Here is an 18,371-nt window from a genome sequence, read left to right on the forward strand (position 1 = left end):
CCTCAGCTCAGGCGCAGGCGGCTGGCGCCGACCAGCCAGCTATAGATCAGGTACAGCAGCACGGTGGCCAGCAGCAGCAGACCGCCCAGCGCGGTGGCCATGCCCCAGTTGATGCTGGTGTTGGTGTAGAACGCCACGAAATAACTGACCATCTGGTCGTTCGGGCTGCCAAGCAACGCAGGCGTGATGTAGTAGCCGATGGCCAGAATGAATACCAGCAAGCACCCGGCACCTACCCCGGCATAGGTCTGCGGGAAGTACACTCGCCAGAAGCTGGCGAACGGATGGCAGCCCAGGGAAATGGCAGCGCGCATGTAGCTCGGGGAAATACCTTTCATCACGCTGTACAACGGCAGGATCATGAAGGGCAGCAGGATGTGCACCATCGAGATGTACACGCCGGTGCGGTTGAAGACCAGCTCCAGCGGCTGATCGATGATGCCCATGGCCATCAGCGCACTGTTGATCAACCCGCCGGACTGCAGCAGCACGATCCACGCGGCCACCCTTACCAGGATCGAGGTCCAGAACGGCAGCAGAACCAGGATCATCAACAGGTTGCTCTGGCGTGTCGGCAGGTTGGCCAGCAGGTAAGCCAGCGGATAGGCCAGCACCAGGCAAATGGCGGTGATCACCACGCCCATCCACAGGGTGCGGGTGAAAATATCCAGGTAGATGGCCTGGTCCGGCGTGGCCTTGGCCAGTTCGCCCAGGTCGTCGATACGGTGGTCCAGCGACGCCAACAGGTAGAAAGGTGTAAGGGTACTGGTATTGCGGCGAATCGCCTGCCAATAGGCGGGGTCGCCCCAGCGCTCGTCCAGCGCCTGCAAGCCGTCCTTGTAGGAGACAGGCTCGGCCTTGAAGGGCAGCGCCCGTGCGGTCTTGGCCAACAGGCTGCGGTAGCCGGCCAGCTCCATGTTCAAGCGCTTGGACAGGTCACCCAGGGTCTGGTTCTTGCGCGATTCGGCCAAGTCCTGGCTCAACGCCTTGTAGACGTCCTCGCCCGGCAGGCCCTTGCCATCCCACTGGGTGATGATATCGACCGTGCGCGGCAAGCCGGCGACCACTTCCGGGTTACCGACGCTCTTGTACAACAAGGCTGCGATCGGCACCAGGAACACCAGCAGCAGAAACAGCGCCAGGGGCGCGATCAGCGCCTGGGCCTTCCAGCGGTTGACCCGCTCGGCGTGTTTAAGGCGCTGTTTGAGATTAGGACCGGCGCCTTCGTTGAGGGGCACTGCAATGGCCATGGCGAACTCCACGATACACACTGAAAGAGGGGCCGCCGCGCGGCCCCTTGCACTGGACGTTTACTTCTTCGCCGCCCAGGCGTTGAAACGTTGCTCCAGCTGCTCGCTGTTGTCCGCCCAGAAGGCCACGTCGATCTGCACCTGATTGGCGATGTTCTCAGGCGTGGTCGGCATGTCTTTCTTGACCTCTTCGGACAGCAGGTCGACCGCCTTGCTGTTGGCCGGGCCATAGGCGATGTTTTCGGAATACACCTTCTGCTGTTCAGGCTGCACGCTGAAGGCGATGAATTTCTTCGCCTCGTCGCTGTTCTTGGCGCCCTTGGGAATCGCCCAGGCGTCGAAGTCATAGATGCCGCCGTTCCACACCACCTTCAGGTTGCTCTCCTTCTGCACGGCAGCGATGCGCCCGTTGTACGCCGAACTCATGACCACGTCGCCCGAGGCCAGGTACTGCGGCGGCTGGGCGCCGGCTTCCCACCACTGGATGCTCGGTTTGAGCTGGTCGAGCTTCTTGAAGGCGCGGTCCACGCCTTCTTTGGTACCCAGCACCTTGTACACGTCCTTGGGCGCCACACCATCGGCCATCAAGGCGAATTCCAGGGTGTACTTGGCGCCTTTGCGCAGGCCGCGCTTGCCTGGGAATTTCTCGGTGTCCCAGAAATCGGCCCAGCTGCTCGGGGCGGTCTTGAGCTTGTCGGCGTTGTAGGCCAGCACCGTCGACCAGACGAAGAAGCCGACACCACAAGGCTGGATCGCACCTGGCACGTAGTCGGCCTCGTTGCCGAACAGCGCAGGGTCGAGCTCTTCGAACATGCCCTCGTCGCAGCCTCGGGCCAGTTCGGGTGATTCCACCTCGACCAGGTTCCAGGAGACACTCTTGGTGTCGACCATGGCCTTGACCTTGGCCATTTCACCGTTGTACTCACCGGCGACGATCTTGCCCTTGCCGGCCTTTTCCCACGGCTCGTAAAACGCCTTCACCTGGGCGGCCTTGTTGGCGCCGCCGAACGACACCACGGTCAGGTCCGCAGCCATGCTCTGGCCAGCGGCGAACAGCCCAAGGGCCAGGGCGGTCAGTTTCAACTGCTTGCGCATTTATTATTCTCTCCACAGTTCAGGGTTGGTGCTGCAAACCATCAATGGGCTTCGGTGATCGGATCCAGTGCACGGGCGTGTTCTACTTCCCAACCCAGTGGCACCACATCGCCCACGGCCAGGGCCGGGTCGAGTTCGGCGATGGGCTGCTTGACGAAGAAGTCGGCCTTGCCACACACCTCCAGACGAACGCGCACGTGGTCGCCCAGGTAGATGAACTCGGCCACGCGGCCGGAAAAGCGGTTGGCGCAGTGCTCGCTGTGGCCATTGAGCCGTACCCGCTCCGGACGGATCGACAGGGTGACCGCTTCGCCTGGCCGGCCCACGTTTACAGCCAAGGCCTCGACCCGCTCGCCGCGCGCCAACTGCACCTGGCAGCGGTTACCGTCATGGGTGAGCAAGGTGCCGTTGAGCCGGTTGTTCTCACCGATGAAGTTGGCGACGAACGTGTTGCTGGGTGCTTCGTACAGGGTGCGCGGATCGGCGATCTGCTGAATCTCCCCCTGGTGGAACACCGCCACCCGATCGGACATGGTCAGCGCTTCGCCCTGATCGTGGGTCACGTACACCACGGTCACGCCCAGGCGCTGGTGGATGTGCTTGATCTCCATCTGCATGTGTTCACGCAGTTGCTTGTCCAGCGCGCCCAGTGGCTCGTCCATCAACACCAGTTGCGGCTCGAACACCAACGCCCGCGCCAAGGCCACGCGCTGTTGCTGCCCACCGGACAATTGGCCCGGGTAGCGCTTGGCGAAGCTGTCGAGCTGAACCATGTTCAATACCCGTTTGACCCGCTCGCTGATATCGGTCTTGCTCAGGTTGCGCACGGTCAGGGGAAACGCGAGGTTCTCGGCCACGGTCATGTGTGGGAACAAGGCGTAGTTCTGGAACACCATGCCGATATCGCGCTTGTGCGGGGGTACGTTGTTGATGGAGCGACCGGCCAGCTGGATTTCCCCGGCGGTGGGGGTCTCGAAGCCAGCGAGCATCATCAGGCTGGTGGTCTTGCCGGACCCGGAAGGCCCCAGCAGGGTGAGGAACTCGCCCTTGCGGATGTCGAGGTTGAGGTTCTTGACGATCAGCGACTCGCCGTCGTAGCTCTTCTGCACACCACGGAAGCTGACCAGCGTTTCGCCGGTGGCAGCGTTCGACTTCGCCTCGCTCATGCCTGCACCTTATTGTTGGATGACTGCGTGGGGCAAAGCGTAGAAGAGCCGCATCCCCCCGCAAATCGGGCGCCCAGAGAGAATGCCATCGTCCGGATGGAAGATTTGTTGTAGGGAACGCCCTACAAGCATGGCGCTTTCAGAACACAGGCCCACACAGTCCCAGGCGCTTGACCGCCAGCCCTTGAGCGCAAGACCGCGCCTATGCAGGCAGCGGCGCTGCGGGCGGCGGAAGATACAGGCTGGCAGCCTTCATCTACGCACCGGATCACTGCAGCGATGGCGCGGCCGTGAATGTCGCAATCAGATCAGCTTGTGCTCCATCGCATACTTGACCAGCTCGGCCAGCGAATTCACTTTCAGCTTCTGCATCAGGCGCGCCTTGTGAGTGCTGATGGTCTTGCTCGACAACGCCAGTTGCTGGGCGATGTCATTGACGTTGGCGCCCTGGGCCAGGCGTTCGAACACCGAAAACTCTCGTTCCGACAGCAAGGTGTGCAAAGGCCTGGATTCGGTCAGGCCCACTTCGAACACCATGCGGTCTGCCAGCGCCGGATCGATGTAACGCCCACCACCGGCTACCCGGCGTATCGCCGCCAGCAATAATGCCGGGTCGCTGTCCTTGGTCGCGTATCCGGCCGCCCCGGCCTTCAGGGCGCGGGCTGCCATCTGCGCCTCGTCATGCATCGACAGCATCAGGATCGCAGGCGCATCGTGCAGGGCACGGATGCGCGGGATCGCTTCCAGTCCACTCACGCCCGGCATCGAAATATCCAGCAGCACCACGTCGCACCGGGTGTGCCGCAGGCTGTCGAGCAACTGCTCGCCGTTTGCGGCTTCCCCTACCACCTGCATGTCCTTGGCCAGCCCGATCAACTGCTTGATCCCTTCCCGGACAATGGTGTGGTCCTCGGCCACCAGCACTCGAATCACGTTCGCTCCTCCTGCTCCAGGGCAATGGCTACGCTCAAGCGCGTGCCGTCGCCGGGCTCACTGTGCAGCACCATGCTGCCGCCCATCATCAATACCCGCTCGCGCATCCCGACCAGGCCAAACGAGCTGGGGCGCGGCTGGTCTGGGCAGAAACCCTGCCCGTCGTCACTGACCGTCATGCGCAACTGCCCGGCCTCGCGCACCAGCTCGATTTCCACGCTGTGCGCCTGGGCGTGGCGCATCACATTGGTGAGTGCTTCCTGAAGGATACGGAAAAGGCCCGTTGCCCGGGCGTCGCTCAACGCCGGCAGATGATCAGGAACCTGTACCAGGCAAGGAATCTGGGTGCGCGCCTCGAAGCGCCGGGCTTGCCACTCGATGGCCGAGGCAATCCCGGCATCCAGAATGGGCGGGCGCAGCGCCGTGGCGACATCGCGTACCAGCTGAAACAACTGGCTGATCAGACGCTTCATGGTGGTCAGCCGCTCATTGAGGCCGGGGTCCAGTTCGGCAAAGGCCAGTTCGCACATGGATACTTCAAGCTTGAGTACGGTCAGCATCTGGCCCAGCTCATCGTGCACCTCGCGGGCGATTCGGGCTTTTTCCTCCTCGCGCACGCTTTCAAGGTGCGCCGAGAGTTCGCGCAGCTGCTCTTGGGAACGGGCCAGGGCCCGCTCGGCGCGTTTGCCCTGGGTGATGTCCCAGACCACCCCGTCCCAGACCAGCTGGCCGTTGCCCAGGCGCCGGGTGCTGGCCTTGATATCGGCCCAGCGCTGCTCGCCCTGACGCGTAAGGATGCGCCCCTGCCAGGCCCAGTCCTGCTCATTGGCCAGCGCCAGGTCTTGCACCCGGTGATAATCGGCGCGGTCGTCGGGATGTACCAGGTTGCGCAACCCCATCTGTGGGTGCTGGATCTCGCCAGGCGTATAGCCCACCAATGCTTCACTTCCCTCGCTGACATAAGGAAATTCAAGTCCACCCTCAGCGGGGTCTCGTTCCAGGCGAAACACCAGCCCTGGTACGTTGCCAGCGATCCCCTTCAGCCGTGCCTCGCTTTCGCGCAAGGCAGCCGTGGCGCGATGGCGCTCGGTCACATCGGCCAGGTACACCACCAGGTATTCCGCATCGCGAAACCGCAGGAAACTCAAAGACAGCTCCACCGGCAGCAGACGACCGTCAGCGCGCAGGCATCGGGTTTCGAACTGCCCCACACCGCTGTCGCCTGAACGCGCACCTTTCCACAGGTCCAGCCAGCGTTCCATGCTCAACGAGGGCTCGAAGTCCCCCAACGGCTTTTCCAGCAAGGCGCCTTCGCCATAACCCAGCATGCGCTCGGCAGCCGGGTTGGCATAGCGCACATGGCTGTCCCAGTTGACCCAGAGAATACCCACGGTGCTCTGGTCGATGGCGAACTGGCTCAGGCGCGAGGCTTCATCGCGCGCATGCCGCTCTACCAGTCGCTCACGGGTGGCCAACAGGCTGCGCTCCAGCTGGCTCTGCTGGCGGCGCTGCCATACCAGGGTGATCAACGCGCAGATCAGCAACAGCCCCAGTAACAAGGCCAGGTTTTGCCAGAACCCCGGCGACTCGCTGATCCTGGGATACCTGGGCTGCAACCAGCGCTGATGCAGCTGTTCCAGTTCTTTGGCTGGCAGTGCCTGCAAACCACGCTCCAGCACCTCGGCCAACAGTGGCCAGTCTGGCCGAGAACCCATGCGCAGCAGCTGCGGCAGGCCGATATCCCCCACCACCGCCAGTTCGCTGAACTCGCTTTCACGGGACAGACGACTGAGTTGGGCCTCGTCCATGACGGCGTAGCTGGCCTGCCCTCCGACCACCAGTTGCAGGGCCTCACGGTCGTTCGGTACGCCCTGCAGGTTCAGGTTGCCGTAGTTGGCGCGCAGGTAATTGGCCAGAACCCCGGGCATTCTTACGGCCACGCGCTGGGCGGCGTCCAGTTTTTCCAGCTCAACGCCCAGCGCCGCGTTGCGGGGGCCCACGATCAACTGCGGCACGCGCATGTAGGGGTCGCTGAATAACCATAGGCGCAAGGTGGCCGGCGTCTGGGTCAAACCTGGCGCGAAGTCGATCTCCCCTGCTTGCAAGGCCCTTTCGAGATTGGCCTGGTCTGGGTAATGGCGCCACGTGAGGTCCAGATGCAGCACTTTGGCCAAGCTGCTCACCAGCTCCACGTTAGCCCCGTACAGCTGCTGCAGGCGGCGGTCGAACTGGGCATAGGGGGCTTGCAATACCAACCCCACGCGCAAGCTGCGATGGGTCTCGAACCATTGTTGCTGCGTCGGCTCCAGTGTGACGCCAGGCAACGTCTCAGGCCTTGCCATGACCATCAGCGGCAGCCACAGGCAACCGATCATCAACAGGCGATGCACTCGCTTCATCTACACGTTCGTCCACACAGGGGCGGCCATCGACCGTGGCCGTAACGGGCAAATACCATTACGCTGCCGGTATCATTCTGGCTTTGGGTTGAGACATGTTCACACTCTATCGCACGACGCTGGCAATGTGCTGCCTGGTCTCGCTCCTTCCTGTGGCGGCGCGGGCTGACGACGCACCGGCTACCCCGCCCGAGACACCGCCTGCAGCAGAAGCTACGCCCTCGCGCCCGCCCCTGATCGAGCGCAGCCAGGAGGACGCCCAGGCACTCGAACGCCGCGTGCCCAAGGCCGAACAGCAAACCCTGCAAGCCGGTGCCGACAGCTTCCTGGCGTTGTGGAAACCCGCCAACGACAGCGACCCGCAGGGCGCGGTGATCATCGTGCCAGGGGCCGGCGAAACGGCCGACTGGCCCAACGCCGTGGGGCCCCTGCGCCAGAAATTCCCGGATGTGGGCTGGCACAGCCTGAGCGTAAGCCTGCCTGACCTGCTGCTCGACAGCCCATTGGCGCGTGTGGAGGCCAAGCCTGCCACGGCGCCTGCTCAGGCCGATGGGCAAACGGCGCCTGCCAAGGACGAACCTGCCGACGCCAACGCCAACGTGGCGCAAGCCACCGCTGCCGAGCCCGAAGCGGCACAAGGGACCGATGCCGAAGCTGCCAGCCAGCAGGCCGACCCCGCCGATGCCGAGCGCATTTTCGCCCGCCTGGACGCCGCCGTCGCGTTCGCCCAGCAACACAATGCCCGCAGCATCGTGCTGATCGGCCATGGCAGTGGCGCCTACTGGGCAGCCCGTTACCTGAGCGAAAAGCAGCCGCCAGAGGTGCAGAAGCTGGTCATGGTTGCCGCCCAGACACCGGCGCGTGTCGAGCATGACCTGGAGAGCCTGACGCCCACCCTGAAAGTGCCCACGGCTGACATCTACTACGTGACCCGCAGCGCTGATCGCAACGCTGCCATGCAGCGTCTGCAGGCCAGCAAGCGGCAGAAAGACAGTCAATACCGCCAGTTGTCCCTGATCGCCATGCCGGGCAATCAGGCCGCCGACCAGGAACAGTTGTTTCGTCGCGTGCGGGGCTGGATGCAGCCCTGATTGTGCGGGCAGGGCAGGATCTCTGCCGGCGCTCGGTCCCGGCTAGAAATCGCGGCGCTTACGGATCAGCGCGTAAGCCTGGTGCAGTTCGCGGGTTCGCTCGGTGGCTTCGCGTAGCTGCGCCTCGCTGGCGCCGGTGCCGGCCAGCTTGTCCGGGTGATGACGACTGACCAGTCGCCGATAAGCCTGTTTGACAAGCGCGCCCTCGGTGTCGGTGTCCACGCCAAGCAGGCGCATCGCGGCCGTATAAGTCATGCCGACCCCTGCCATGCCAGCCGTTCGACGAGGTTCGTACTCCTGGGACATGGCCTGCACCTGGCGCCGGCTCATGCCCAGTTTGTGCCCCCAGTCCAGCAGCAGCTCCCGCTCCCTGTTGCCCATCTTGCCGTCGGCCCAGACCATGCGCCAGCTGGCGCGCAAGGTGCCTTCCGCCCCATGGGGCTGCTGGCGGATCCGGCGCAGATAGCTGCCCAACCGCTCCTTGCCACCCTTGCCCCGATTGAAGGCATCGATCGCCCGCAACCTGGCCGCTTCATCCAGGTTCAGCCGGGCCATTTCCTGCCGAGCCTGCTGGATATGCTGCTCGACCACACGCCCATCGCTCTTGGCCAGACGCCCCAGCAGCACGAACAGCAACTCTTCGTCCCTTGGCGCCGGACGCCCGCCCAAACGCTCGCGCACATCGTCCCAGCCTTGCAGGCGCAGGTGACGGTCCATCATCTGCCCCGCCAGCGCACCGAGCAGGGCACCAGGAATGCTGGCGATGGCAAACCCTGCCCCAGCCCCGATCAACGTGCCTGGCCACCACATCTCAGCGGTTCTCGCCCAGCAGACACTCAGCCTCGGCCAGGCGCTCGACGGTGCCCACGTCGACCCAGTGCCCGGCAAAATGCTCACCGCTCACCTGGCCGCTGGCCATGGCCTGGCGCAGCAAGGGCGCCAACTTGAAGGCGCCGGGTTTGCAGCCTTCGAACAACGCCGGATGCAGCACCGAAATACCGCTGAAGGTCAACGTACCGGCTGCACCGTCCCCATCGACCACTTGGGTACCGACCAGGCGAAAGTCGCCTTGGCCGTGATGCCCGGGGTTGTCCACCAGCACCAGGTGGGCCTGCCCTTGCAGCGGCGCCTGCAGGCGCGAGAAATCGTAATCGGTCCAGATGTCACCGTTGATCAACAGGAACGGCGCATCTCCCAGCAAAGGCAAGGCCTTGAAGATACCGCCTCCGGTCTCCAGCGGTTCGCCTTCCGGGGAATAGGCGATACGCAAGCCGTAACGGCTGCCATCGCCCAAGTGGTCCTCGATCTGCTTGCCCAGCCAGGCGTGGTTGATCACGACGTCGGTGACCCCTGCCGCGGCAAGGGCCATCAGGTGGTATTCGATCAGCGGGCGCCCCGCCAGCGGTATCAGCGGCTTGGGCGTATGCAGGGTCAGCGGGCGCATACGCTCGCCTTTGCCTGCTGCCAGAATCATCGCCTTCATGCACGCGCTCCCGCTTGCAGGCCAGCAATCAGCTCGCCCAGCTCGGCAAGCTCTGGCCGCCGGCCGATCACTTCTTCTATATAGGTGAAGAAGCGCGGTACGTCGGCCAGATAACGGGGTTTGCCGTCACGGTGGCAGATGCGGGCGAAGATGCCGATCACCTTGAGATGGCGCTGTACGCCCATCAGGTCGCTGGCACGCTGGAAGGCTTCGAACGTGCCCTGCACCGGAACACCTGCGGCCTTGGCCTTATGCCAGTAATCGTGCAGCCAACCTTCGACCCTCGCTTGCGGCCAACTGAGGAACGCATCCTTGAACAGGCAGGTGATGTCGTAGGTGACCGGGCCGTAAACGGCATCCTGGAAATCCAGCACGCCGGGGTTAGGGGCGCTCTGCATCAGGTTGCGCGGCATGTAGTCGCGGTGTACCAGCACCTGCGGCTGGGCCAGGGCGCTGTCGATCAGCAACTGGCTGGACCGCTGCCACGCTGCCGCCTGGGCCTCGTCGAAGGCCAGGCCAAGCGCATGCTTCACGTACCACTGGGGGAAAAGTTCCACTTCCCGGCGCAGCAGTGCCTCGTCATAGCGGGGCAACGGTGCGTCCATGGGCAGCGCCTGCAAGGCCAGCAAGGCATCAATGGCATCGGCGAACAGGGCATCGGCATTGTCGGCGTTGATGACGTCCAGGTAGGTCTGGCGGCCCAGATCGCCCAGTAACAGGAAACCGCGTTCAAGGTCCTGGGCATGAATCACGGGCACATGCACACCGCCACTGGCCAGCAGGTGATCGATGGCGACGAACGGTCGGCAATCTTCCTGTGGCGGCGGTGCATCCATGATCACGAAACTGTGCCCTGCGCCCTCCCAGCGAAAATAGCGGCGAAAGCTCGCGTCGCTGCTGGCAGGCGTCAGGCTGCCGGCCGGCACCGGGCCCCAGGCCTGGCGCAGGAAAAGGTCTTGGAGTTGCTGGTCGAGCCACGCGGACAGTTGCTGCAGGCGTACATCGTGTTCAGGCATTACAAGGGTCTCCGACGGCCCTAGCCGTCAAGCGGGTCATGCTTTATTATCCAGCATCTTTTTCAGACCATCGAGAGGCGTGCGGCCCCACACGCGGGCAGATGGCACGCAGGAAGCCCGGACTAATAAGATGGCATTGAAATCCCCCGCGTTTCGTAGAAAGTTTCCGTTGCTCGTCACCGGCAGTCTGCTGGCCCTGCAACCTCTGGCCATGTCGCACGTCTTGGCAGCCGAACAATTCGACTGCCAAGTGTCCGCCTCCGGTGGTTGGGACTGCAAGCCCAAAACCGCCGTCACCAACCTGCCACCGCGCCCGGTGCACGAGGGTGCCGCCGCTGCTGGCGGTACCGGCACCGAAGCGGCCGGCGAAGCCGAGGCCGACCGGCCGGTGCTGGTCACCGAGGCCAAGGGCCGTGGGCTGAAGTCGCGCAGCGAGGACTACAGCCACCTGGACTGGGTCCCGCGTGACAAGCTGACCGCCGCGCAACTGGCCGAAACCGGCCCGTACTGCGGCGGTGCCTATGTCGAGCCGCTACGCCCCGGCATGGCTGACACCACGCCCAAGGACGAGTCGCCGACCTACATCAATGCCAAGGTATCCAAGTACCAGCAGGAGCAGCAGATTGCGACTCTGGCCGGTGACGTGGTCATGCGCCAGGGCAGCATGCAGGCCCAGGCCGACGAGGCCAACCTGTACCAGGCCGAGAACCGTGGCGAGCTCAAGGGCAACGTCAAGATCCGCGACAACGGCTCGCTGGTCGTCGGTGACCAGGCGCAGATCCAGCTCGACACCGGCGAAGCCCAGGTCGACAACGCCGAATACGTGATGCACAAGTCGCACATCCGCGGCAGTGCCCTGTACGCCAAGCGCGGTGAGAACGCCATCATCCGCCTCAAGGACGGTACGTACACCACCTGCGAACCGGGCAGCAACGCCTGGCAGCTCAAGGGCAACAACATCACCCTCAACCCGGCCACCGGGTTCGGCACCGCCACAAACGTCACGCTGCGGGTCAAGGATTTCCCGGTGTTCTACACACCGTACATCTACTTCCCGATCGACGACCGCCGCCAGTCCGGCTTCCTGCCGCCGTCGTTCAGCACCAGCAGCGACACCGGCTTCATGCTGGTGACCCCGTACTACTTCAACCTGGCGCCCAACTACGACGCCACCTTGTACCCGCGCTACATGACCAAGCGTGGCCTGTTGATGGAAGGCGAGTTCCGCTACCTGACGCCTTCGAGCGAAGGCCAGTTCGGCGGCGCCTACCTCAACGACAAGAGCGACGAGCGCAAGGACCAGACCGACTACAAAGACCAGCGCTACATGGTCAACTGGCAGCACAAGGGTGGCCTGAACGAGCGCCTGATGACCGAGGTGAACTACACCGACATCAGCGACCCGTTCTACTTCCAGGACCTGGAGTCGGACCAGATTGGCGTCGAGAACAAGGACTTCCTCGACCAGCAGGGTGCCCTGACCTACCGCGGCGACAGCTACACCGCGCGGTTGAACGTGCATGCCTACGAGGCGGCGACCATCTCGCAGATCACGCCTTACGACCGTCTGCCGCAGATCACCCTCAACGGTGTGCTGCCGTACCAACCGGGCGGCTTGACCATGGGCTACGAAACCGAAGCGGTACGTTTCGATCGTGACCTTAAGAGCGACTTCGTCCGCGACAAGGATGGCAACCCAGATCTGTCTGCAGGGTTCCCTGGCCGCCGTCTGGATCAGAATATCTTTGGCGTAGCGCGCGCCAACGGCACGCGCTTGAACGTGGCACCGTCCATCAGCCTGCCGATGACGGCCAGCTACGGTTACCTCACCCCCAAGCTCAAGTATGCATACACCAAGTACGACTTGGATCTAGACAGCGAAGGCAAACGCAACCTTATCGAAGACCCGAGCCGCATTGCGCTCGAAGGTGACTTCAAGAGCAGCCAAAGCCGCGACGTCCCGATCTTCAGCGTAGACAGCGGCCTGTATTTCGATCGCAACACTTCACTGTTCGGTACGAACTACAAGCAAACACTCGAGCCGCGCCTGTTCTACCTCTATGTCCCCTACAAGGATCAGAAAGACATTCCGCTGTTCGATACCAGCGAAACCCTGTTCAGCTACGACTCGCTGTTCCGCGACAACCGTTTCAGCGGTTCGGACCGCATTGGCGACGAGAACAAGCTCTCGCTGGGTGTCACCACTCGCTGGATCGAAGACGACGGCTTCGAGCGTCAGAACTTCAGCATCGGCCAAGCGTACTACTTCAAGGACCGCAAGGTTCAGCTGCCGGGTATCGATTACAAGAACCGCAGCTATGCCCAGTCCGACACTTCGCCTTACGCGCTGGTGTACAACTACTACTTCAACCGCGATTGGCGCTTCAATTCGGATTTCAACTGGGACCAGGACAGCCACAGCACTCGCTCGGCCAGCGCCATGTTCCACTACCAGCCTGAGGCCAATCCGAACAAGATCGTCAACCTGGGCTATCGCTACCGGAACGACACGGTCGCCTTCGATTCCAGCACGGGTCGCTGGAAAGTGGACGGTGGCGACTACGGCACCCCAGGTAGCCCGAACTACATCAAGGACTACTACAAGATCCAGCAGCACGACTTCTCGGTCATCTGGCCGATCGTCCCGCAGTGGAGCGTCATCGCTCGCTGGCAGCATGACTACAACCGCAACCGCACCCTGGAAGCCATGGGCGGTTTCGAATACGACAACTGCTGCTGGAAGCTGCGCTTGATCAACCGTTACTGGCTCGACTTCGACGACTACAGCCAGGCACTGCCGCAGAACGAAAAAGGCGACCATGGCGTATTCCTGCAGGTCGTTCTCAAGGGCCTCGGCGGCGTCGTTGGCAACAAGGTCGAATCCTTCCTCGGCCAAGGCATTCAAGGTTACCGTGAACGTGAAGAACAAGCTTATTGATCGACTGCGCCCAGTGCTGCTGGGCGTCGCTTTGCTGAGTGGCGCGGTGCATGCCGCGGTGCAACCGCTTGACCGGGTGGTGGCCATCGTCGACAACGACGTGGTCATGCAAAGCCAATTGGACCAGCGCGTGCGTGAAGTTCAGCAGACCATCGCCAAGCGCGGCGGCAGCGTGCCGCCAAGCGGCGCCCTGCAGCAGCAGGTGCTGGAACGCCTGATCGTCGAAAACCTGCAGTTGCAGATCGGCGAGCGCTCGGGCATCCGCATCACTGATGAGGAGCTGAACCAGGCGATCGGCACCATTGCCCAGCGCAACGGCATGTCCATCGACCAGTTCCGCGCGGCGCTGGCCCATGACGGCCTGTCGTTCGACGATGCTCGCGAGCAGGTCAAGCGCGAGATGATCATCAGCCGCGTGCGCCAACGCCGGGTGGCAGAGCGCATCCAGGTGTCGGAGCAGGAAGTTAAGAACTTCCTGAATTCGGACATGGGCAAGATGCAGATGTCCGAAGAATACCGTCTGGCCAACATCCTGATCCCAACGCCGGAAGCGGCCAACTCCAGCGACATCCAGAAGGCTGCGCGCAAAGTGGGCGATGTCTACCAGCAGCTCAAGCAAGGCGCGGACTTCGGTCAGATGGCAATCGCCAACTCGGCCAGCGAGAACGCGCTCGAGGGCGGCGAGATGGGCTGGCGCAAAGCCGGTCAACTGCCCCCAGACTTTGCCAAGATGCTGAGCAGCATGCCGGTGGGTGAGATCACCCAGCCCATTCGCATCCCCAACGGCTTCATCATCCTCAAACTCGAGGAGAAGCGTGGTGGCAGCGAGAACGTGCTGCGCGACGAGGTGCACGTACGCCACATCCTGATCAAGCCAAGTGAAGTGCGCAGCGAAGCCGCCACCCAGCAACTGGCTGAAAAGATCTACGAGCGCATCGAAAATGGTGAAGACTTTGCCACCCTGGCCAAGAGCTTCTCGGAAGATCCGGGCTCGGCGCTCAACGGCGGCGACCTCAACTGGGTAGACCCGAACACCCTGGTGCCGGAGTTCCGCGAGCAGATGGCCAACGCACAGCAAGGCGTGGTGACCAAGCCGTTCAAGACCCAATATGGCTGGCATGTGATGGAAGTGCTGGGCCGCCGCGCCACTGACAGCACAGAACAGGCCCGTGAACAGCAAGCCCTGAGCGTGCTGCGCAACCGCAAGTACGACGAAGAGCTGCAAACCTGGCTGCGCCAGATTCGCGACGAAGCCTACGTTGAAATCAAGCTGCCTGGCGCTGACCAGGCCGCTCAGTGAAGCCCCTGCGCTTCGCCGTCACACCCGGCGAGCCAGCGGGGATAGGTCCTGACCTATGCCTGCTGCTCGCTGCCGACGCCCAGCCCCACCCCCTGATTGCCATCTCCAGCCGTGACCTGCTCGCCGAGCGGGCCACCCAGCTGGGGCTGGACATCACCTTGCTGCCTGTCATGCCAGGTCAATGGCCGAGTCAACCGGCACCCGCTGGCAGCCTGTATGTGTGGGACACGCCGCTGTGTGCCCCAGTGGTCGCCGGTCAGCTGGACAAGGCCAATGCGCCGTTCGTGCTGCAGACCTTGACCCGTGCCGGACAAGGCTGCCTGGACGGCGATTTCGACGGCATGATCACAGCGCCCGTGCACAAGGGCGTTATCAACGAAAGCGGTATTCCTTTTTCGGGGCATACCGAGTTTCTCGCTGAGCTGACCCATACCGCCCAAGTGGTGATGATGCTCGCCACCCATGGCCTGCGCGTCGCCTTGGTCACCACCCACCTGCCCCTGCGTGACATCGCCGAGGCCATTACTGCCGAGCGCATCGAGCACGTGACACGCATTCTGCATGCCGACATGCGCGACAAATTCGGCATCGCCAACCCTCGCATCCTGGTATGCGGCCTGAACCCCCATGCGGGAGAAGGTGGCCACCTGGGCCGCGAGGAAATCGACATCATCGAGCCTACCCTGGCCCGCCTGCGTGCCGAAGGCATGGACCTGCGCGGGCCACTGCCGGCCGATACCCTGTTTACCCCCAAATATCTGGAGCACTGCGACGCGGTGCTGGCGATGTACCACGACCAAGGGCTTCCCGTACTCAAGTACAAGGGCTTCGGCGCTGCGGTCAATGTCACGCTGGGCCTGCCGATCATCCGTACCTCGGTTGATCATGGCACGGCCTTGGACCTGGCCGGCACCGGCAAAGTCGATACCGGCAGCCTGCGCGTTGCCCTGGACACCGCCTACCAGATGGCCGAGAACCGACCATGAACGAGCAATACCAACACCGGGCGCGCAAGCGTTTCGGGCAGAACTTCCTGCACGATGCAGGCATCATCGACCGCATCCTGCGTGCCATCAATGCCAAGCCAGGCGAACACTTGCTTGAAATCGGCCCGGGCCAGGGCGCATTGACCGAAGGCTTGCTGAGCAGCGGCGCGCAACTGGATGTGGTGGAGCTGGACAAGGACCTGGTGCCGATCCTGCAACACAAGTTTGCAGGCAATGGCAATTTCCGCCTGCACCAAGGTGACGCCCTGAAGTTCGACTTCAACCAGCTCGGCGTACCGGCACGTAGCCTCAAGGTGGTGGGCAACCTGCCCTACAACATCTCTACACCTTTGATCTTCCACCTGCTCAGCCACGCCGGCCTCATCCGGGACATGCACTTCATGCTGCAGAAGGAAGTGGTCGAGCGTATGGCCGCAGGGCCTGGGGGCGGTGATTGGGGTCGGCTGTCGATCATGGTCCAGTATCACTGCCGCGTCGAACACTTGTTCAACGTAGGCCCCGGCGCCTTCAACCCGCCGCCGAAAGTGGACTCAGCCATCGTCCGGCTGGTGCCGCACGACGTGCTGCCCCATCCGGCCAAGGATCCGCAGTTGCTTGAGCGGGTGGTTCGCGATGCGTTCAACCAGCGTCGCAAGACGTTGCGTAATACCCTCAAAGGCTTGCTCGACAGCGCCGCCATCGAGGCCGCTGGCGTGGATGGTAGCCTGCGCCCCGAGCAGCTGGATCTGGCGGCTTTCGTGCGCCTGGCCGACCAGTTGGCTGATCAACCGGCCTGACCGACCCCCAGCCCCTGCCCCGCTGACCGCAGTCAGCACTTGCAAGCTGATCGCCGCCCCGATGCTTGGGGCTTGCTTGCCGGGCCAGCCTGCCATCGCGCCGCTGGCCCTCGCCCCTCCCTATGGCCTAGACTGCATCATTGCGTCAGTTCCCCAAGGCCCTTGCATGACCGACCCTCGCTATCAGATCGACGTCAGCGTCGTGACCCGTTACCTCAAAGAGCAATCCGACCCTGAAAGCAGCCGTTTCGCTTTCGCCTACACCATCACGATCCATAACAATGGCTCGCTCAAGGCCAGGCTGCTGTCCCGGCACTGGCTGATCACCAACGGTGATGGCGAGGTCGAAGAGGTGCAAGGCTCTGGCGTGGTCGGTCAACAACCTACGATTGAGCCAGGCCAGAGCCATACCTACAGCAGCGGCGCCGTCATCACCACCCGCGTTGGAACCATGCAGGGCAGCTACGAAATGTTTGCCGAGGACGGCAAGCGCTTCGACGCACAGATCGCGCCGTTCCGCCTGGCAGTACCTGGGGCGCTGCACTGATGGCCACGTACGCCGTCGGTGACTTGCAAGGATGCCTGCAGCCGCTCAAATGCCTGCTTGAACGTGTGCGCTTCGACCCGGCTGTGGACAAGTTGTGGCTGGTCGGCGACCTGGTGAACCGTGGCCCCGAGTCGCTCGAGACGCTGCGCTATTTGTATTCGATTCGCCAGTCGCTCACCTGCGTGCTGGGCAACCATGATCTGCACCTGCTTGCGGCCTGGCGCAACGTCGAACGTCTCAAGAAGAGCGACACGTTGCGCGAAATCATCGAGGCCCCTGACGCCGACCAGCTGCTCGACTGGCTGCGCCAGCAAAAGCTGCTGCATTACGATGAACCGCGCGGCATCGCCTTGGTACACGCGGGCATTCCCCCGCAATGGACACTGGGCAAAGCCCTGGAGCTGGCTGCCGAAGTCGAAGAAGTACTGCGCGATGACAGCCGTCTGCCGCTGTATCTGGACGGTATGTACGGCAACGAGCCCGCCAAGTGGAGCAAGCGTCTGGCGGGTGTCGAACGCCTCAGGGTCATTACCAATTACCTGACGCGCATGCGCTTCTGCACCGCAGAAGGCAAACTTGAATTCAAGAGCAAGGAAGGGCTGGACAGCGCCCCCAAAGGGTACAAGCCCTGGTTCGCCCACAAAGGTCGGCGTTCGCGTCACGTGAAGATCATCTTCGGGCACTGGGCCGCCTTGCAGGGCCAGGTCGAGGAACCCGGAGTCATTGCGCTGGACACAGGCTGCGTATGGGGTGGGTCCATGACCCTGTACAACGTCGACGACGGCCAGTACCACCATTGCGATTGTGCCGATGACGGCACCCTGCGCCCTGCGGCGCCAATTCCAACCTTCAACGATCAACCCGGAACAGAGCCAACTCCATGAGCGAATTCAAGCGCATCCCTCCCGAACAGGCCCTGGCCCTGCGTGCGCAAGGTGCCGTCGTGGTCGACATTCGTGACCCGCAGGCCTACGCAGCAGGTCACATCACTGGTGCCCGCCACCTGGACAACCACTCGGTCGCCGACTTCATTCGCAATGCCGACCTGGACGCACCGACGCTGGTCGTCTGCTACCACGGCAATTCGAGCCAAAGCGCAGCTGCCTACCTGGTAGGACAAGGCTTTTCCGACGTGTACAGTGTCGATGGTGGCTTCGAGCTATGGCGCTCGACCTATCCTGCCGAAACCGCCCAAGGCATTGAAGAATAAATTTTTCATTGTCACTGCAGCCCGCGCCATGCGCGGGCTGGAGACCGTTCTGACGAACGGTCGCTAGCAACTTCCGTCACCCGTGCCCTTGACCTTGCCGATTACCAACTATCCTTAAGCGCAGGCCATCCGGAAAAAGGGGAGAGCCGGTACACCGGCG

At 62.9% G+C, this 18,371-nt stretch carries 16 protein-coding genes; 8 read left to right on the forward strand and 8 right to left on the reverse strand.

Annotated elements, in window-relative coordinates:
* Window positions 1–2: 2 nt before the first annotated feature.
* The 5 genes from ACF8GB_RS05100 to ACF8GB_RS05120 all read right to left on the reverse strand — a co-directional run bounded on the left by ACF8GB_RS05100 (window position 3) and on the right by ACF8GB_RS05120 (window position 6,843).
* Complete coding sequence (locus tag ACF8GB_RS05100; RefSeq protein ID WP_058639599.1) at window positions 3–1,250, reverse strand: ABC transporter permease; 1,248 nt, start codon at window positions 1,248–1,250, stop codon at window positions 3–5.
* 60 nt (window positions 1,251–1,310) lie between these two features.
* The gene (locus tag ACF8GB_RS05105) at window positions 1,311–2,345 is read right to left on the reverse strand and encodes an ABC transporter substrate-binding protein (protein ID WP_058603049.1); all 1,035 of its coding nucleotides are present in this window, start codon (window positions 2,343–2,345) and stop codon (window positions 1,311–1,313) included.
* Between the two features lie 41 nt (window positions 2,346–2,386).
* Window positions 2,387–3,511: an ABC transporter ATP-binding protein gene (locus tag ACF8GB_RS05110; RefSeq protein WP_058603048.1), complete on the reverse strand. Its 1,125-nt coding sequence runs from the start codon at window positions 3,509–3,511 to the stop codon at window positions 2,387–2,389.
* 303 nt (window positions 3,512–3,814) lie between these two features.
* Complete coding sequence (locus ACF8GB_RS05115; protein WP_058603047.1) at window positions 3,815–4,444, reverse strand: response regulator transcription factor; 630 nt, start codon at window positions 4,442–4,444, stop codon at window positions 3,815–3,817.
* A complete protein-coding gene (locus ACF8GB_RS05120; protein WP_392526659.1) occupies window positions 4,441–6,843 on the reverse strand; it encodes a PAS domain S-box protein in 2,403 nt (800 codons plus the stop codon). The genes ACF8GB_RS05115 and ACF8GB_RS05120 overlap by 4 nt, the downstream gene beginning before the upstream one ends.
* Before the next feature lie 95 nt (window positions 6,844–6,938).
* On the opposite strand from ACF8GB_RS05120, the gene ACF8GB_RS05125 reads away from it, so the two are divergent.
* Window positions 6,939–7,934 carry an alpha/beta hydrolase family protein gene (locus ACF8GB_RS05125; protein ID WP_196124704.1) on the forward strand — a complete coding sequence of 332 codons (996 nt, stop codon included), beginning with the start codon at window positions 6,939–6,941 and terminating at the stop codon, window positions 7,932–7,934.
* Between the two features lie 42 nt (window positions 7,935–7,976).
* On the opposite strand, the gene ACF8GB_RS05130 is transcribed toward ACF8GB_RS05125, so the two are convergent.
* The 3 genes from ACF8GB_RS05130 to ACF8GB_RS05140 are packed head-to-tail and all read right to left on the reverse strand — an operon-like array spanning window position 7,977 to window position 10,433.
* A complete protein-coding gene (locus tag ACF8GB_RS05130; protein WP_392526660.1) occupies window positions 7,977–8,744 on the reverse strand; it encodes a TerB family tellurite resistance protein in 768 nt (255 codons plus the stop codon).
* 1 nt (window position 8,745) lies between these two features.
* Window positions 8,746–9,417 (reverse strand): N-acetylmuramate alpha-1-phosphate uridylyltransferase MurU, encoded by a 672-nt coding sequence (gene murU, locus ACF8GB_RS05135; protein ID WP_392526662.1) that lies wholly within the window; start codon window positions 9,415–9,417, stop codon window positions 8,746–8,748.
* Entirely contained in the window at window positions 9,414–10,433 is a 1,020-nt protein-coding gene (locus ACF8GB_RS05140; RefSeq protein WP_058639605.1) for an aminoglycoside phosphotransferase family protein, read from the reverse strand. The genes murU and ACF8GB_RS05140 overlap by 4 nt, the downstream gene beginning before the upstream one ends.
* A gap of 130 nt (window positions 10,434–10,563) precedes the next feature.
* On the opposite strand from ACF8GB_RS05140, the gene ACF8GB_RS05145 reads away from it, so the two are divergent.
* The 7 genes from ACF8GB_RS05145 to glpE all read left to right on the forward strand — a co-directional run bounded on the left by ACF8GB_RS05145 (window position 10,564) and on the right by glpE (window position 18,211).
* The gene (locus ACF8GB_RS05145; protein ID WP_078479216.1) at window positions 10,564–13,371 is read left to right on the forward strand and encodes an LPS-assembly protein LptD; all 2,808 of its coding nucleotides are present in this window, start codon (window positions 10,564–10,566) and stop codon (window positions 13,369–13,371) included.
* Window positions 13,346–14,671, forward strand: coding sequence for a peptidylprolyl isomerase SurA (gene surA, locus ACF8GB_RS05150; protein ID WP_088523757.1), 1,326 nt, complete (start codon window positions 13,346–13,348; stop codon window positions 14,669–14,671). Before ACF8GB_RS05145 ends, surA begins: the two co-directional genes overlap by 26 nt.
* Window positions 14,668–15,657, forward strand: coding sequence for a 4-hydroxythreonine-4-phosphate dehydrogenase PdxA (pdxA, locus tag ACF8GB_RS05155; RefSeq protein WP_392526665.1), 990 nt, complete (start codon window positions 14,668–14,670; stop codon window positions 15,655–15,657). Before surA ends, pdxA begins: the two co-directional genes overlap by 4 nt.
* Window positions 15,654–16,454 carry a 16S rRNA (adenine(1518)-N(6)/adenine(1519)-N(6))-dimethyltransferase RsmA gene (gene rsmA, locus ACF8GB_RS05160; protein ID WP_078479218.1) on the forward strand — a complete coding sequence of 267 codons (801 nt, stop codon included), beginning with the start codon at window positions 15,654–15,656 and terminating at the stop codon, window positions 16,452–16,454. Before pdxA ends, rsmA begins: the two co-directional genes overlap by 4 nt.
* A gap of 166 nt (window positions 16,455–16,620) precedes the next feature.
* Complete coding sequence (gene apaG / locus ACF8GB_RS05165; protein WP_058603038.1) at window positions 16,621–17,001, forward strand: Co2+/Mg2+ efflux protein ApaG; 381 nt, start codon at window positions 16,621–16,623, stop codon at window positions 16,999–17,001.
* Window positions 17,001–17,885 (forward strand): symmetrical bis(5'-nucleosyl)-tetraphosphatase, encoded by an 885-nt coding sequence (locus ACF8GB_RS05170; protein WP_145253931.1) that lies wholly within the window; start codon window positions 17,001–17,003, stop codon window positions 17,883–17,885. The genes apaG and ACF8GB_RS05170 overlap by 1 nt, the downstream gene beginning before the upstream one ends.
* The gene (gene glpE, locus ACF8GB_RS05175) at window positions 17,882–18,211 is read left to right on the forward strand and encodes a thiosulfate sulfurtransferase GlpE (protein WP_058603036.1); all 330 of its coding nucleotides are present in this window, start codon (window positions 17,882–17,884) and stop codon (window positions 18,209–18,211) included. The genes ACF8GB_RS05170 and glpE overlap by 4 nt, the downstream gene beginning before the upstream one ends.
* The last annotated feature ends 160 nt before the right edge of the window (window positions 18,212–18,371 follow it).

It is taken from the genome of Pseudomonas sp. xss_4 (assembly GCF_043104125.1).
Taxonomy (GTDB): Bacteria; Pseudomonadota; Gammaproteobacteria; order Pseudomonadales; family Pseudomonadaceae; genus Aquipseudomonas; species Aquipseudomonas parafulva_B.

What these genes read in the sequence shown, in the direction of transcription:
- ACF8GB_RS05145 (WP_078479216.1), top strand. Translation starts at nt 10,564, where the DNA reads ATGGCATTGAAATCCCCCGCGTTTCGTAGAAAGTTTCCGTTGCTCGTC.
- ACF8GB_RS05125 (WP_196124704.1), top strand. Translation starts at nt 6,939, where the DNA reads ATGTTCACACTCTATCGCACGACGCTGGCAATGTGCTGCCTGGTCTCG.
- ACF8GB_RS05120 (WP_392526659.1), bottom strand. Translation starts at nt 6,843, where the DNA reads ATGAAGCGAGTGCATCGCCTGTTGATGATCGGTTGCCTGTGGCTGCCG.
- ACF8GB_RS05100 (WP_058639599.1), bottom strand. Translation starts at nt 1,250, where the DNA reads ATGGCCATTGCAGTGCCCCTCAACGAAGGCGCCGGTCCTAATCTCAAA.
- ACF8GB_RS05110 (WP_058603048.1), bottom strand. Translation starts at nt 3,511, where the DNA reads ATGAGCGAGGCGAAGTCGAACGCTGCCACCGGCGAAACGCTGGTCAGC.
- apaG (WP_058603038.1), top strand. Translation starts at nt 16,621, where the DNA reads ATGACCGACCCTCGCTATCAGATCGACGTCAGCGTCGTGACCCGTTAC.
- ACF8GB_RS05105 (WP_058603049.1), bottom strand. Translation starts at nt 2,345, where the DNA reads ATGCGCAAGCAGTTGAAACTGACCGCCCTGGCCCTTGGGCTGTTCGCC.
- murU (WP_392526662.1), bottom strand. Translation starts at nt 9,417, where the DNA reads ATGAAGGCGATGATTCTGGCAGCAGGCAAAGGCGAGCGTATGCGCCCG.
- ACF8GB_RS05170 (WP_145253931.1), top strand. Translation starts at nt 17,001, where the DNA reads ATGGCCACGTACGCCGTCGGTGACTTGCAAGGATGCCTGCAGCCGCTC.
- glpE (WP_058603036.1), top strand. Translation starts at nt 17,882, where the DNA reads ATGAGCGAATTCAAGCGCATCCCTCCCGAACAGGCCCTGGCCCTGCGT.
- ACF8GB_RS05130 (WP_392526660.1), bottom strand. Translation starts at nt 8,744, where the DNA reads ATGTGGTGGCCAGGCACGTTGATCGGGGCTGGGGCAGGGTTTGCCATC.
- rsmA (WP_078479218.1), top strand. Translation starts at nt 15,654, where the DNA reads ATGAACGAGCAATACCAACACCGGGCGCGCAAGCGTTTCGGGCAGAAC.
- ACF8GB_RS05140 (WP_058639605.1), bottom strand. Translation starts at nt 10,433, where the DNA reads ATGCCTGAACACGATGTACGCCTGCAGCAACTGTCCGCGTGGCTCGAC.